This window comes from Marinobacter sp. AC-23, from assembly GCF_001858325.1.
In the GTDB taxonomy this organism is placed as follows: Bacteria; Pseudomonadota; Gammaproteobacteria; order Pseudomonadales; family Oleiphilaceae; genus Marinobacter.
Genome location: NZ_MBPP01000048.1, coordinates 1 through 15,162 on the forward strand (window position 1 = coordinate 1; position 15,162 = coordinate 15,162).

The window sequence follows — 15,162 nt, forward strand, 5'->3', positions numbered from 1 at the left end:
CTGCCATGGCGCTAAAGGCTTCCATCATTCCCAGCACGGTTCCCAGCAAGCCAAGTAAAGGCGCGAGCGCCGCGATCACTTCAATGATTTTGAGGGGGGCTTCAAACGGCTCAAGCGCTTGCTGGGCATCCCGTGCTGTGGTTTCGCGAATGTGTTGATCGTCTTTGCGGTTTTGCCGCGCCTCAATGGTATTGGTTACCAGGCTATGTAGAGGATTCAGTTTTGCCCAGCGGCTGGCTTGCTGTCGAACGGCTTGTGGGTTCACGCCTGAGGGGTTCTGTTGCCAAAACGTAATAAGACTTTTAATTTTTTTGGACAACCTGGGCGCGTAGAGCGCGCCCAGGAGTATTACGTAGATAAACGTAATAAGGCCCAGAACCGCCATAACGAGCAGTACCATCATCACTGGGCCGCCCATGGCTAGCAGCTGGTTTAGGGGGCCATCTGTCAGTGCGGAGCCGAAGGGCGCCAGGAAATTGCTCATGCCAATTACCGATTTTCTGAAATGTCATGATAATAATAGCGATTATCATTTAGTTTGCAACCCTGTAATCCTCTCAGTCGTAGGCCTCTGTTAGAATTCATGTCGCTGTTGAACGCACTCTTTACAATTGACCTGATTCGAAACCGGAGGCCGTCCCATTAACACTCAATCCCTGCAGAACGGAGCAACCCTGCTGTGCTGATGGGGCGTTGGCTGGGCAGTCTGGTTAATCGGGCGGTGCTTCTTGTTGTGGGTGTTGTTGTTCTGACCGCGGTTTTGGTGGCACTTGCGGCTCATTCCTTAGCAGGTCAGAGCTAGAGCAACAGGCAGAAAATCAAGTGGCGACCATTGCACAGCTGGTTGCGGTTGAACTGGATGGCAAGTTGTCACAGCGTCTGGAAGCATTGGCTCACGTCGCGCAGGGATTCACCATGAGTGAGGCGGCTTTCGAGGGGCGTACAAAAATTCTCAAGCGCCGCCAGATCGCATTGCAGCACTTGTTTGATGGGGTATACCTGATAGACGCACAGGGTAAAGTGATTGCTGAGCACCCCGAGGATCTGAAAATGATTGGGGCCGATGTCAGCAATCGATCATACTTTCGCCAATCCTCCGAACAACTTACCCCTCTTATCAGCGAGCCCTACCGTTCGTACTATCAAGGCAAACCTTCCGTAATGATGGTTGCTCCTGTATTCGATCATCAGCAACGCTTTATTGGCATGCTTGGCGGCGCGATGTTGCTTGCGGGTGAACATCTTATTGAAGAGTTTTCCGGTATTCGCATTGGTAAGACCGGTTATCTGGCCCTCGTCGCCCGAAATGGGGTCGTTCTGGCCAACGGTCGCACGGGAGAAGTCATGCAGCCGGAAGGCGTTGCCACTCCAGTGCTACAAGGTGCTATGAACGGTTTTGAGGGCACCGCCAAAACCCGCAACGCCGAAGGTGAAAGTATTATTCTGTCGGTTCAGCAGATGTCTGAAGTGCCTTGGTTTGTGGCCGCTGTTTGGCCGGCTCGTGAAGCATACGCACCCGCCACTCGAATCACCGATGCCCTTCTCTGGATTTTGCTGGCGGTGATCCTGCTGGTTGTTCCGGTTGCAATGTGGCGCTTCCGCCGGCTGATGGCACCTTTGGGTGAACTTGGGCAGCAGGTGCATGAACGTCACCTGGGTGTGCGAAGTAACCCGGTAGGAGTGTCAGGAGGCTCGGAAATCAGCCAAGTGGCAGAAATATTCAACATGGTCATGGATGAACGTGACGACGTTCTGAGTTCCCTGGCCGAACGGGAGGCATTTTTCCGTTCGCTGACCCGTGGTGCGCCTATTGGTATTGTGCAGGCCGATGTTCTTGGCCGTATCGAATTTGTTAACCCCGTATTTGAAGGCATCATTGGACGAAAACTGGTCGAGCTAGGCGGCTCGCACCTGTTTGATTGTGTTTCGAATGTCGACCGCGATGCCGTGATTGAGGCTGGCAGCAGGCTCTGGTGCAACAGGAAGTGTTCCGGGATCGTTTCCGGCTGCAAGGGCCGAACGCCGGCCCACCGGTCTGGTGTCAGGTAATGACGGCGACCCTTGAAACTCCGGAAAAGGTCATGGGCACCGTCACGATTGTGCGGGATATTTCCCACGAGCTAGAAGTAGAGCAAGCGTTGCAGGACGAGCAGCAGAGGGCGGAAAGTATACTGGGAGTGATGCAGGACGGCGTGCTGATGGCAGACACCGGCGGTGTGATCCGTTACGCGAACCACGCAGCGGGCCGTTTTCTGGGTGCGAGCGGGGAATATATTGGCAAAAATGTATTTGAACTGGTGGGAATTGACCACGAAGATCAGGCGCTCACCCATGAGTGGTTTCTTGATCGGGATGATCTAGACAGCCTTTACGTTACCCTCCGCAATGGCAGCGGCGATGTGTTTGATGTGGATCTCAGCATGACTCCCATCCGTCAGGGGCGTCAGAACGAGCGGCTGGTGTTTGTGCTAAGGGATGATGCTGAGCGCAGGCGCGAGGAGGAGCGGTTGTCCTGGGAGGCAACCCACGACAGCTTAACGCAATTGCTGAACCGCCGAGCGTTTAACGCCTCGTTAACCAAGGTTCTCAGTGAACCGTCTCGGCAAGAAGCAAGCTCTGTGCTAATGCTGATCGACCTTGACCACTTCAAACCGGTGAACGATGAGGGCGGGCATCTGCTTGGCGATGAAATGCTTCGGCGCCTTTCCGACCTGTTTAAAGAATCGGTGCGCCAGTCGGATACGGTGGCTCGGTTAGGCGGTGACGAGTTCGGTATTATTCTTCCGGCTTGTGGGCTCGCCAGAGCCAGGACCCTTGCAGAACGTATCCGTGCGGGTGTTGAAGCCATTGAGATAGTGCAGGACGGGCAAATGTTTGGAGTCACGGCAAGTATTGGCATGACCGAACTGGTTATTACAGATCGCGAACCCAAAGATGTGGTCGCCCGGGCAGATGACGGCGCCTATCTTGCCAAGGCACAAGGCCGGAATCGGGTTGTGGTTGTGCCTGTGACTGCTCTGTAGTCACAGGCACTTAGACCCACCAGTGCGTTGCCAAACTAGCCTGCCATATTAAACGCAAAGCCAGGATAGTCAGAACCAGATTGAGCGCTTTGTTGAACCAGCGGTTATCGAAAGAGTTCAAAAGGCGTAAGCCGATCCAGGTGCCTGCAAAGCCGCAGGCAATCATGGCCAGAATAAATGGCAACCAGTGTGCAAACACAAACCCCGTCACACCAAAAACCAGAGCTTTGGGGGCATGCTGCAGGACCATCGCGGTGGCAAAGGTTGCGACGGTGCGAAACCGGTCTGTATGAATCTGTTTTATAAACGCCGCCACTAGCGGGCCGGTAGCACCCACGAAAAGACTGACAAAGCTAGTTACTGTGGCGGCGATAAAAACACCAATCGGGCCGAACGCGCTTTTGGGCAGGGCCGGACCCCAGCACAAGTAGAGCACGAAGGTGGCAATGGTTAGTTGCCATAGATAAGCTGGCAGACTCACCAGTAACCAGGCTCCCGCCGCCGCGCCTGCGATCACGCCGGGTGCGAACGCTGCGACAGTCCGCCAGTCTATGTGTTTCCACGTCAATACTGCCCGGCCACCGTTGGAGCCCAGTTGAATCATGCCGTGGACGGGTATGATTGCAGCTGCAGGCATCCACGTAGCCATAAGAATTAACAGAAGAACACCCCCGCCAGCACCCAGGCTTGCGGTGATCATTGACGTAATAACAGAACTCGCCAACAGAAAAAGCGCCACGGACAGGCTTAGGTTCTCAGGGAGCAGAGTTATTTCCACGCGCAAAATTCCTCGGGCTTAAGCTTTTGCGTTCGACACAACGCCTCGGTTGCCAACTGCACATCGGCAACGTAATACAGCGAAGCCAGCCCTAGCCTGTCTCGGCCCAGATTATGAAACACCATGCCAAACGCGATGTCGCCTGCGGTAAAACGTTCGTGATTGACTGCAAAGTATTCCGCTGGTTTAGCCAGCACCTCCCCATCAAGCAAAGACTGAACGCGGCTGGCGCCCCCATGGTATGCCTGGATCAGCAACAGCACGAACAGGTCATTCCGTTTGCCTTCGGGCAGGTGACCAAAACGCTGATCAAACGCAGGCTGCAGGTTGCGGGCATTTTGGTGCATCAGGCGCAGCGCGCAATCGATCTGCGCCAGCCGGTGCCAATAGTTTTGCGGCTTTATCTGGCAGTCTTTCAGGGCGGAAGGAGATAGCTGGAGAATGCCCTTGGCGTTTGCGCGGGAATGCGCTCTGGCCTGGCCTCCGCTTTCAATCAGGACTTGTCCGGCCAGGTACCTGGGCAAAACCGCCGGTAATGCAAAGCGGTTTTGCTCGTCCCTGCGCTGAACGATGTACATCAACGCATCGTGAAGCGAGCCGGGCTGTTCGCGAGTTGCGAAAGCAAGGTCGTCCCAGGCGCCCCATACCCTGTCTTTGCTTCGGGCGCCCATGTAGCGACCAACGGCAAGATCCAGGTTTACATGGGGCTGGTCACAGGCCAGGGCAAATGGGTAGCCCTTGGTATTTGCATCACCGGCAATCCATTCCTCGGTAAGACCTTTTGCATGTAACGCCTGGCGGGTGTCGTTCAGGCGCCTCTGGGTCGCGGCGCTGTCGGCGCCGTTGCTGATCCAGCCCAGAAACTGCCCGCGCATGTCGAAGAGAATATGGCGGTCAGGGCTTGAGCAATAACCGGATTCCTTCAGTACCCAGCGGCGGATGGTAAGAATATTTGTATAAACGCCCTGGCTGACCCAATAGGGCGAGTTCCTGACAATGGCTGTCCAGCCGGCAGTGTCAGCACTGTCTTCATCTGCCTGATTTTCTTCTGCCCACGCAGGTGCTTGCACCAAGGTGGTCAGGATGAAAATCAGAGCAAGCTGACGTAAGCTTGCGAGTCTTGAGTTCATAAGCGATGTGTCCGTGGTATTCCGGGCACCACAATAACAAATGGACGCCTTTATGAAGCAATCTGAGTATCTGCGTTATGACGCCACCGCGTTGGCTGATCTGATCCGCCGTGGCGAAGTGACCTCCCAGGAAGTATGCGAGGCTGCGGTGGAACGGGCAACCTCTGTGAACGGTTCCCTTAACGCGATTTGCTTTCCCCAGTTTTCCGAAGCGTTGGCACAGTATTTCCCGCAGCAAGGCGTCTTTGCCGGTGTGCCCTTGCTGCTCAAGGATCTGGCGCAGGAGCAGTCTGGCCGGCCTTGCACCTATGGCAGTCGCGGGTTTAGAAACAACATTGCACCACAGGATTCCGAGTTTGTGCGCCGCTCCCGTGAGGGTGGGCTGGTGTTTCTGGGGCGTACGGCGACACCGGAATTCGGCCTGAAGGCAATCACTGAATCCGAGTTGTGGGGGCCTTCGCGCAACCCCTGGAATACCAAACTCACCCCCGGCGGCTCAAGCGGCGGTTCCGGTGCTGCCACCGCCGCTGGTATTGTGCCCATGGCGGGGGCTAACGATGGTGGTGGCTCTATCCGCATACCTGCCGCCTATAACGGGTTGTTTGGGCTCAAACCATCGCGCGGCCGTATCTCCAGCGGGCCTCTGATGGGCGAATCCTGGACTGGTGCCTCCTCAGATCATGTGGTTACCCGCACTGTGCGCGACAGCGCTGCAATGCTGGATGTACTCAGCGGTTCTGCCCCCGGCGATCCATTTGTTATTCCCGCTCCCGGTGCCGCCTATGCAGAGGTAATGCAGCAGTCCCCAGGCAGCCTGAAAATTGGCGTGTTTACAGCATCTCCTTACGGCACCGAAGTGGCTCCGGAGTGTGTTGCAGCCGTTGAGGAAACGGCACGGATTTTGGAAAATTTGGGGCATAAGGTTGAGTATGCTCGGCCAGAATTTGATGGCATGGCACTGGCTCGCTGTTACCTTGGCCTTTATTTTGGTGAAGTGTCCGCCATGATGGCGAAAGCCAAGGAACAGCTTGGCGCTGATGACAGTGATTTCGAGTTGGATACCCGCCTGATGGGGATGTTGGGCAACACCATGCCGCTGTCAGATTACGTGCTTCGTCGCCAACAGTGGAATGAGTTTTCTCGGGCCCTAGGCGCGTTTTTCGGGGGATACGATCTTTATCTCTGCCCCACCACCGGCCAACTGCCCGTCCGTATCGGTGAGCTGGACACGCCGGTGCACCTGAAGTTGGCGGCCAAGCTGATGCTAAGGCTCAACGCTGGGAAAATGGTGCACCGCAGCGGGCAGGTGGATCATATGGCGATGGAAAGCCTGGCCCGCACGCCGTTCACTCAACTTGCCAACCTCACTGGAACGCCTGCCATGTCTGTGCCCGTGCACTGGACAGCGGAGGGGCTGCCAGTTGGCGTGCAGTTTGGTGCGCCCCACGGGGGGGAAGATATACTGCTGCAGCTGGCTGCTCAGCTTGAAGCGGCAGCGCCATGGTTTGGCTATTACGAACGGCTTGAAAATGCGTTTCCGGCAACGGGCTTGTGATCCGTTAACTGAAACCCCACGTTTATCTTTATGCGCGTAACAGGCTATGCTGTGTATCAGGGAGATCATCTTCCTGATACACCCTGATGGCATCGAGGAGGCGAGCGTATTATGAACCAACCGATGGCAATCGACGAACTGGTATCAGTAGCACAGGCAGAAGCCATGGGGGAGCTAGATGCTCCGATGATGGCAATTGTTCTGGCCAGCGAACAAAGCTACGACTTGCCCATCAACTCACTTGAAACCGATGCCGACAAGGCACGCTGGGGGTTAATTCTCCGCGCTGCCCGCGAGCATGTTGAAGCGGATGCCGTGGCGGTTCTGTACCCCGCCTGGACAACCATCCGCCAGAAAAAGAAAGAAGCGGCAGAAGATGACGGCTTTGAGGTCTCATCAGAAGCCAGTGCTGAAAAAGACAGTGCTGAGGACGAGATAAACGAACCGATAGATACTTTGTTTGTGCAACTCCATACCCGGGACCACGTGTACTGGCGTGGGTTTGAGCAGATCCGGGATCCCAAGCATCAGCGCATCATAGGTTTTCGGCGCATCAAGGCGTTGTCTACGGACTACAGGCGTAATGAAGAGCCTTCGATTGCATCTTGGCTCAGCACACTGTTTGAGCCTCTACCAGAGCACGGTGAAGAAACCGACATTGATCTGGAGCTGTCTGATCTTCTTGAGGAACCTGAAGTAAGCGCGGCACTGTACCCTCGGCAGTTGCGAGCACTGCACTGATTGAACACTTTAAAACCCTGAACCAAAAAGCCGGGCCAAAGACCCGGCTTTTTGGTTTACAGCGGCGCTCTAAATAGAGCCCGCCCTCTCTACAACCCACATCAAGCTTATGGTGCCTACGCCTATAAGCATCAAAGGCACCATAAACCTTTGGTACGCCCTGACGTGTGCCAAGGCATAGAGCAACGGAAAGCCGATGATCAGCAGGCCCAGTTGCCCGAACTCTACCCCCAGGTTAAAACCCGCAAGAGCAATGGCCAGGTTGGAAACACCCCCGGTAAGGTCGCCCAGCACGCTGGCAAAGCCGAAGCCGTGGATTAGCCCGAAAGCGAACGCCAGCTTCCATGTTTTCCGCCCCAGAAAGGGCCACACCACGTTGAGCGCGGCCGCCGCGATGGAAAGCGCAATCACGGTTTCAACCCAGGCGATGGGGAGCCGGATAACGTTCAACGCCGACAGAGCCAGAGTGATGGAGTGTGCCACCGTGAAGGCGGACACAATGCCCACCAACTGCAGCAAGCGTGATTTGAGTGACCGGCTTATGCCCTGGCTGTTCTGCCCGCGTGGTATCAACGTAGCTGGCAATACCAGCACCAGCAAAAATAGCATGTGATCGAGCCCGATCAGCAAGTGCACAACGCCCTCATAAAGGAATGTTGTGAAGGTGCTCCACGGCCCTATCGCACCACCAGTAAGGTCAACTGTGGGCTTGTCGGGAGAGAGCACGGTGAGAGAACGAGTGTCTCCGGATGTAATCTGAACCAGCCCCCGGTGCAAGTTATCTCGATCAAACAACAAGGAGTATTCGATCTGTTCAGGGCGCTCGCCATTGGGACACGCAATTTGATACTGGGTCGCGAGATAGGGGCCATCGCTGTGTGAACTCAGACCCCACGCCTGCCCTCGAATGCTGCAGGCGCCCTGCTCACTGGTCAGGGTGATTGCGTTTTCAATGGTTTGAGTTGCGAGCGATCGCTGGGCACGTAGCTCAAGGCCCGTAACCTTTTGATCGCCGTCAGAATCCAGGGGAACCAGCAGGGCAAGGTCCCGCAGGGCTATGTCAATTCGGAACTCGGAGGCGTCCATATCTACGTAGAGAAAGCTATCGCTGGCCTTGTGGGCGAGGGCCGGGCTCGCAAAGGCGGCCATGGTCAATAGCGCCAGAAGCTGTTTCACAAGCATCACGATTCCTCCGGATAGCGGGCATCAGACTGGTTCTGCTGCTTAAGCCAGTCACGCAGCTGACTCAACGCAGTGTTGTCTTGTGCCGCAAGAGCAGCCCGGAGCGCTAGGCGGGTATCCTGGGGTTCACGTTGTGAGTCCCAGTTTGCCATGGCGTGCTGCAATGCATTCTCTGGCCGTTGCTCGATATCTAGCTCGAAACGGGCCAGATCGCGCTGGTGTAGCATGGAGCCGCGCCACAAGGCTTCATCAAATCGCTCGCGCAATCGCGAAGCAAGCGCCTGTGCGTTGGGGTGGTTCACTTGGCGCATGGCAATGGCACGGATGACGGCTAGGTTATCTACAGATTCATACGCTTTGGTTGCCGCCAGGGCTTGCTTGGGTTTGCCATTCTGGAGGTACCAGTCTGCCAGTTGTGCCCGGATGTATAAATCGTCTGGGTCTTGGCTCAACACCTGCTGCCAATGTTCAGCCGCAGAGCGTTGGCCAAGCTGCGCCGCTATGTCTCCCAACGTGCCTTGGGCCCACATACGTTCTTGAGGGTTTGCTCTACTGAGGAATCGGGTTGTGGCTGCCAGCTTTTTGTAGGCGGGTTTGGCACCGCCGGTACGCGCAGCCACCTGGGCAAGACAGCTGGCCGCGATAAGGCCGGGGCGTTCTTCTGCTAGCTGCTTACAAAATGGCTTTGCATCGTCGTAGCGCCCTTGGGCCAGCTCAATGTTTGCCAGCGTAACTAGCGCCTGAGCCCGTTGCAAAGGTGCTTCTGACCGGTCGAGTACTGTATTCAGGTCTTGCCTTGCAGCCTCAAACTTGTGCAGGCTCTGGGCAAGGGTTGCCCGTAACACCAACAGTTCATCGGTCAGCGCCTGCCCGGCCTGCTGTTTGAACAACCGATCGGCATAGCCCAGAAAACGGGGGTCGCCGCTGCGCCGAGCCTCGGAAATGAGTTTTTGAACCTCACGGGCCATGGCCTCCGGTGAAGAAGGAACGCCATCGCTGGCTGGCGCAGACGCGGGCAGGGTAACCAGCACCGTGTCGTCATCAAAATCGCTTTGAATTGGGCTCGGAGCGGCTGCTGCAAGTGAAGAACACAGCAAGCCAAGTGCGCCAAACCCAATCCAAAAAGCCCCCCCGCGCCGAAGCGCGAGGAGGGAGAAGACCGGATGCAAAGACTTTTGGGTCCGGTGTGAGGATTTCCTATCTGAGGAGGTCATCGAATGCCTGCGGATTGTTTTGATCGTTGAAGCTGAATTCGATGTCATTAATTTGCTTGGGCTCTCGGTTCGGGTTCGGGTTATCAAACTCGGCCTTTACGAACGTCCCAAAATCCACCGCCATACCCGGTTGCGGATTTTCGCTGCTGCTGTCGCCGCTGCTTGAGCCGTTGAAGCACCCCGTCAAGGCCAGAGCCATCAGGCTCGCCCCGGCTAACTTTATGATTAGTTTCATCATTCACTCCTTAAGAGTTAGGTGAGCCGGCCAGCGGGGTTGCCAGGTACGGGAACACTACCTGGAGCTCGCTTGGATCAAGCTGAACGCCGTCGGTAAACGGTGTGTCCTTATTTGGCGCGTTGGGGGTCAAGGCACCCATGACAACTCTCAAGGCGGAATCGACTACGTCATCGACCGGGCGACGGCCGTTCGGGAAGCCTGCGGTATCACCACCCAGAACACCCAGGTCGTTTTGCATGTCCGCAGGCGTAGCGTCAATGGCCGGGTTCAGACGCAGCATTTCAGAGCCTGTACGCCTACCGGCATGTTTACAGCGGGTACACCGGTCAGGAAGGCGGTGACCAAATCGGTGCGTGGGAAGTTGTCCGGTGCAACTGCGCCGGCACTGCCGAACAGTATCTCTAGCAGCTCTGGCAGAGTTGGGTGAGTCACGTAGGTGGCAAACTGGCCATCGTTCATGGGCTCACTGGCGTTGAACAGGTCTTTGTCCTTTAAGCCGATAACCACTTCATTCACCAGTGGCATGCCAAGGCGCGATACCTGGGTCCAAGCGCCGCCTTCCACGGTGGCGCCCTTGCCATCTGCGCTTGGCTCTGGGTTGATGATCCGTGCCTGACGCAGGCTGGCTGTGGTCCAGGCGCCGATGACTGGATCGTCCTCCGAGGTGACTGCGGTACCGGTTAAGCATTCGGTGGGCACTTCCAGGGCAAACGACGTCACGTTTTTGTCGGCCAGGTCACCAGTGCCTTCGCCATCACGAGGGCCGAGAGGGTTGGTGTTTACCAGGTCGAAAATTTCGCCGAGGTTAACCGCAAAGGCTTCCTTGCGTTGGCCCACAAACACCTGACCATTGGTGGAGCAGCCGGGAATGCCAATTTCAAAGATATGCTGGTTGGCGTAGGTTTGGTAATCGGGAAAGGATTTGCTGCCGATGTTGTCCAGAGGCTTAGCGAACGTGCTGGTGCCGTCAGTGACATTGGTTGCCGTCTCGACCGTGCCGGTGCGGCGGTCACCACGAATCACAGAAACCGTGTATTCCTGGCTGAGCTGAACGTTGTCGCCGTTGCTGGCATCACCAATGTTTTTCAACGGAACAGAGACCATCTTCTGGTCGCTGCCGGAGCCGACCGGCAACTGGATGTCGTTCAACGTACTTGAGAACTGGAAGCGGAACGTGAGGTTTTCCTGCGCGTTGCCGCTGTTGTCGATGTGGATTTCGTAAATAGCGTCGTCATCCATATCGAAATAGTTGGGTCCGCCGTAGGCGTCCTGCAAAGGCAGGTAATTGGCTATCATAGTAACGTAGTCGGCTCTGTTAGCCTCGTAACTCCGGAACATGTAAAAGTCGGTGCCATCAACTTTTGGCACTTCGGTTATAAAAGGTGCTTCACGGTGGCTTGAGGCCTGGCTCAGGCCGGCGCTCAAGCATACGCCGGCAACGGCAACCGCGAGAGCAGAGCGTTTAATGATTGTGTTCATAGCGTTTCCTCAATGTGTCTTTTTGTGGTTGTGACAAAAGAGGAAACGGCCGGGCGAATAATAAAGATGCACACAGCATCAAAAAAAAATTAAGGTAGAGTCTGCATCTCCCTATACGGGCAAGGCGTATTAACAGTCATCGACACTACGGAGCTGAAATGTCTCAGAACGATAACAGTCAGGACGACTTGATGCGCCTACTACTGGCCGTCGCCCGGGAAGACCGTGAAGCGTTTCAACAGCTTTATCACAGCGTTTCTTCACGAATGTTTGGGATGTGCCTGAAACTGGCAGGGCAGCGGGATCTGGCTGAAGAGGCGCTGCAAGAGGCTTTTATCCAAATCTGGCACCGCTCCCGGGAGTACCACATGGATAGAGGTATGCCACTGGGCTGGATGATGAGCATTGCCCGCTATCGAACACTGGACATGATGCGCTCGCGCAAAGTGCGCCATAACAGTGGCGAAGAGCATCTTGAGCACATTGCAGACGGTCGCGAAGGCCCTCTTGATGAGTCCCTTCGCAGCGCTGGAGAAGCCCAGCTAACCGGTTGCCTTGATGAACTCAGTGATGTGCAACGGGATAGCATTTTGCTCTCCTATTACAAAGGACTTACGCACGATGAGTTGGCCCAGGTGTTAAATTCCCCATTGGGCACTGTGAAAAGCTGGATTCGACGTGGTTTGACTGCTTTGAAGAGGTGCCTGGAACCATGAAAAAGACAACAGAGCGTATTGAAATGCTTGCCGCTGAGTATGTGTTGGGCTCCCTTGAAGGCCACGCACGCAGGCGCTTTGAGCGTTGGATGGTGGACTCCGCAAAGGTACGGGAAGAAGTTTGGTTTTGGGAGCAAAAGCTCGGCCAACTGTCTGCCAAGGTGCCAGAAGTCAGCCCACCGTCTTCGGTATGGAGCGCTATTGAGCGCCGTTTGTGGCGGCATGAGAGCCCTGTTGGCAGCGCCCAGTCCCGTGCCAACCATCGCTGGTTCTGGCCCAGTTGGAGTGTTGTGGCGACGGCCGCTGCCCTGGTTATGGCCGTTGTGTTGATACAGCCGTCGCCTGAGACTTCTCAAACGGAGCTTTCTGGCGCGATTGTTCAAGCCGACACAAGTGACCCGCTTTGGTTGGTAAGTGAGGCCGGGCAAAGTAACCTGCTGAAATTGCGCTCTGTCGCCGCCAGTGCTGCTGGTACCGGTAAAGATTACGAACTTTGGATTGTGCCGGAGAATGGGCAGCCGCTGTCTCTCGGGGTTATTCCGGTTGGCGGCGTGCATGAAGTTACGCTCACCAAGCAGGCAAGGGCGGCGCTGTCGCAAAGCCGCACGCTGGCCATCAGCCTGGAACCCCTGGGCGGATCTACCACCGGGGAGCCGTCCGGGCCCATTCTGCATGTTGCACAGCTCTATGAGCTATAGAAGCGCTTTGCGTGATATGCGGATTCGGGTTTGCCCCCTGAATGGTTTATAATCGCCGGTTTTAACGCTGCACCCACAAGGCGCTGACCGTGATTGTATTTAACCAGGTACAGAAGTCGTATCAGGTGGGCGGCCGGGCGATCCCCGCGCTCCATCCTACTGATATGACCATTGAAACCGGCGAGGTGTTCGGCATTGTTGGGCATTCCGGGGCGGGAAAATCCACCCTGGTACGCCTGATCAACCTGCTGGAGCCGGCGACCGGCGGTAATATTCTCATCGATAACGAGAATATTACCCGCTATAGCGCCGCAGAACTGCGAGCCTTCCGCCGTAAAGTGGGCATGATCTTCCAGCACTTTAATCTGCTGTCCTCAAAAACGGTCGCCGATAACATCGCCTTCCCTATGAAGCTGGCGGGTGTCTATTCCAAAACCGACATTCGGGACCGTGTGCAGGAGCTGCTGGCTCGTGTCAGCCTTTTAGATCAGGCCGATAAATACCCCTCCCAGTTATCCGGCGGCCAAAAGCAACGTGTCGGCATTGCCCGGGCGCTTGCCTGCAGACCTACCATTTTGCTGTGCGACGAAGCCACCAGCGCACTGGATCCGCAAACAACCCAATCTGTACTCCGACTGCTGGCCGAAATAAACAAAGAGTTGGGCCTGACTATTGTGCTCATTACCCACGAGATGGACGTGGTGCGCCGGGTGTGTGACCGGGTTGCCGTTATGGACGGTGGACGAGTAGTGGAGATGGGGCTGGTTAGCGATGTATTTTTGCACCCTCAGCACCCCACCACCCGGGATTTTGTTTTTGAAAGTGAGAGTGTTGATAGCCAGGAGCGGCAGGAGGATATGCAAAAGGCCAATGGCCGCATCCTGCGTTTGACGTTCAAGGGTGAATCCACCTATCAGCCGTTACTGGGGAGTGTGGCTCGCGCCTCTGGTGTCGATTTCAGCATCCTGTCTGGTCGTATTGACCACATTAAAGACACGCCCTATGGCCAGCTGACCCTGTCTTTGGTGGGGGGTGATCTGGCTGTAGCTATGAGTGCACTGGAAGCAGCCGACGTTCACGTAGAGGTGTTGCGCTGATGGAAGCTTTATTGAGTAACGTGGATTGGCCAGAGATTGGCCTAGCGAGCTGGGATACCCTGATCATGGTGGGTATGTCGCTGCTTTTCAGTGTGCTGGCAGGTCTGCCCATAGGTGTTTTGTTGTTCCTCACCGGAAAGCGACAGTTACTGGAGCAGCCGGTTGCCTATGCCGTGCTGTCGTTTGTGGTGAACGTATTGCGCTCTGTGCCGTTCATTATTCTGCTGATTGTGATGATACCGTTTACGGTGATGCTGATTGGCACATCTCTGGGCGTGGCAGGAGCTATTCCGCCGCTGGTTGCGGGCGGTGCGCCGTTCTTCGCACGGCTGGTGGAAACCTCCCTGCGGGAAGTTGATCGAGGTATCATCGAAGCCACCCAGGCCATGGGTGCCAGCGTGCGACAGATCATATTCGGCGCCTTGCTGCCCGAGGCGCTTCCGGGCATCATCGCCGGCATTACAGTGACAGCCATTACGCTGGTGTCCTATGCGGCCATGTCGGGTGTTATCGGCGGTGGCGGCCTGGGTGACCTGGCGATTCGTTTTGGCTATCAGCGGTTTCAGACCGATGTGATGGTGATTACCGTGGCGCTGCTGGTGATCTTTGTGCAGGTGCTGCAGATGGTTGGTGATCGGCTGGTTCTGCACTTCAGCCGTAAGTAATTTTTAGTTAACAGGAGAGTACAGTTATGAACTTTAAAAAAGCTCTGGTGGCACTGGCTGCCGCATCCGTTTTTTCTGCGGCGGTATCCGCCGAGAAGCTGTCCGTAGCCGCAACGCCGGTACCTCACGCCGAATTGCTGGAATTTGTGAAGCCTAAGCTGGCTGAACAGGGCGTGGAACTGGATGTAAAAGTATTCACTGACTATATCCAGCCTAACGTTCAGGTAGACCAGAAGCGAATGGACGCCAACTTCTTCCAGCACCAGCCGTACCTGGATGAATTCAACGACGGCCGTGGTACCAACCTGGTGACTGTTGCCGGCATTCACGTTGAGCCGTTTGGCGCTTACTCCAACAAGATTGACTCTCTGGACGACCTGAAGAATGGCGCGGTTATTGCCATTCCGAACGACCCCACTAACGGTGGTCGGGCTTTGCTGCTACTGCAAAAAGCCGGGCTGATCACATTAAAGGAAGGCAGCAAGATCACCGCAACGCCGCGTGATATTGCTGATAACCCGAAAGATCTTGATTTCAAAGAGTTGGAAGCCGCAACACTGCCACGGATTCTTGGCCAGGTAGACGTTGCTCTGATCAACACCAACTACGCTCTGGAAGCAGGCCTGAACCCATCGGAAGATGCTTT

The 15,162-nt window shown here is 55.7% G+C and carries 15 protein-coding genes and 1 pseudogene; 9 read left to right on the top strand and 7 right to left on the bottom strand.

What is annotated here, in order from left to right:
* The coding region (locus BCA33_RS15355; RefSeq protein WP_175469804.1) for a MotA/TolQ/ExbB proton channel family protein at positions 1-484 on the bottom strand (484 nt) is incomplete at its 3' end.
* Positions 485-822: 338 nt separating this feature from the next.
* On the opposite strand from BCA33_RS15355, the gene BCA33_RS22100 reads away from it, so the two are divergent.
* On the top strand, positions 823-2,049 hold the full coding sequence (locus tag BCA33_RS22100; protein WP_254774472.1) for a cache domain-containing protein: 1,227 nt from the start codon (positions 823-825) through the stop codon (positions 2,047-2,049).
* Complete coding sequence (locus BCA33_RS22105) at positions 2,049-3,023, top strand: GGDEF domain-containing protein (protein ID WP_254774473.1); 975 nt, start codon at positions 2,049-2,051, stop codon at positions 3,021-3,023. Before BCA33_RS22100 ends, BCA33_RS22105 begins: the two co-directional genes overlap by 1 nt.
* 10 nt (positions 3,024-3,033) lie before the next feature.
* Here the strand turns inward: BCA33_RS22105 and BCA33_RS15365 are convergent, their stop codons facing one another.
* Both BCA33_RS15365 and BCA33_RS15370 read right to left on the bottom strand, forming a co-directional pair.
* Complete coding sequence (locus tag BCA33_RS15365; RefSeq protein WP_071267221.1) at positions 3,034-3,801, bottom strand: sulfite exporter TauE/SafE family protein; 768 nt, start codon at positions 3,799-3,801, stop codon at positions 3,034-3,036.
* Positions 3,792-4,931, bottom strand: coding sequence for a transglycosylase SLT domain-containing protein (locus tag BCA33_RS15370; RefSeq protein WP_071267223.1), 1,140 nt, complete (start codon positions 4,929-4,931; stop codon positions 3,792-3,794). Before BCA33_RS15370 ends, BCA33_RS15365 begins: the two co-directional genes overlap by 10 nt.
* 52 nt (positions 4,932-4,983) lie before the next feature.
* Here BCA33_RS15370 and BCA33_RS15375 point away from each other — a divergent pair, with 52 nt between their 5' ends.
* Positions 4,984-6,486, top strand: a complete 1,503-nt coding sequence (locus BCA33_RS15375) for an amidase (RefSeq protein ID WP_254774474.1) — start codon at positions 4,984-4,986, stop codon at positions 6,484-6,486.
* A 111-nt stretch (positions 6,487-6,597) separates the two neighbouring features.
* The gene (locus BCA33_RS15380; protein WP_071267227.1) at positions 6,598-7,227 is read left to right on the top strand and encodes a hypothetical protein; all 630 of its coding nucleotides are present in this window, start codon (positions 6,598-6,600) and stop codon (positions 7,225-7,227) included.
* A 69-nt stretch (positions 7,228-7,296) separates the two neighbouring features.
* On the opposite strand, the gene BCA33_RS15385 is transcribed toward BCA33_RS15380, so the two are convergent.
* The 4 genes and pseudogenes from BCA33_RS15385 to BCA33_RS15400 form a co-directional block, all read right to left on the bottom strand.
* The gene (locus tag BCA33_RS15385; protein ID WP_071267229.1) at positions 7,297-8,409 is read right to left on the bottom strand and encodes a HupE/UreJ family protein; all 1,113 of its coding nucleotides are present in this window, start codon (positions 8,407-8,409) and stop codon (positions 7,297-7,299) included.
* A complete protein-coding gene (locus tag BCA33_RS15390) occupies positions 8,409-9,506 on the bottom strand; it encodes a lipopolysaccharide assembly protein LapB (RefSeq protein ID WP_071267243.1) in 1,098 nt (365 codons plus the stop codon). Before BCA33_RS15390 ends, BCA33_RS15385 begins: the two co-directional genes overlap by 1 nt.
* A 100-nt stretch (positions 9,507-9,606) precedes the next feature.
* Positions 9,607-9,858 (bottom strand): hypothetical protein, encoded by a 252-nt coding sequence (locus BCA33_RS15395; RefSeq protein ID WP_071267231.1) that lies wholly within the window; start codon positions 9,856-9,858, stop codon positions 9,607-9,609.
* Between the two features lie 10 nt (positions 9,859-9,868).
* Positions 9,869-11,340, bottom strand: a pseudogene (locus tag BCA33_RS15400) (DUF4331 domain-containing protein).
* A gap of 158 nt (positions 11,341-11,498) precedes the next feature.
* Here BCA33_RS15400 and BCA33_RS15405 point away from each other — a divergent pair.
* From BCA33_RS15405 to BCA33_RS15425, 5 genes are all read left to right on the top strand, one after another.
* Positions 11,499-12,056 (top strand): sigma-70 family RNA polymerase sigma factor, encoded by a 558-nt coding sequence (locus BCA33_RS15405; RefSeq protein WP_071267233.1) that lies wholly within the window; start codon positions 11,499-11,501, stop codon positions 12,054-12,056.
* The gene (locus BCA33_RS15410; RefSeq protein ID WP_071267235.1) at positions 12,053-12,754 is read left to right on the top strand and encodes an anti-sigma factor; all 702 of its coding nucleotides are present in this window, start codon (positions 12,053-12,055) and stop codon (positions 12,752-12,754) included. Before BCA33_RS15405 ends, BCA33_RS15410 begins: the two co-directional genes overlap by 4 nt.
* Positions 12,755-12,843: 89 nt before the next feature.
* The gene (locus tag BCA33_RS15415; protein ID WP_071267237.1) at positions 12,844-13,851 is read left to right on the top strand and encodes a methionine ABC transporter ATP-binding protein; all 1,008 of its coding nucleotides are present in this window, start codon (positions 12,844-12,846) and stop codon (positions 13,849-13,851) included.
* Positions 13,851-14,516 (top strand): methionine ABC transporter permease, encoded by a 666-nt coding sequence (locus BCA33_RS15420; protein ID WP_071267239.1) that lies wholly within the window; start codon positions 13,851-13,853, stop codon positions 14,514-14,516. Before BCA33_RS15415 ends, BCA33_RS15420 begins: the two co-directional genes overlap by 1 nt.
* Before the next feature lie 26 nt (positions 14,517-14,542).
* Positions 14,543-15,162 (top strand): MetQ/NlpA family ABC transporter substrate-binding protein (locus tag BCA33_RS15425; RefSeq protein ID WP_071267241.1); only part of this gene is annotated, 620 nt, incomplete at its 3' end.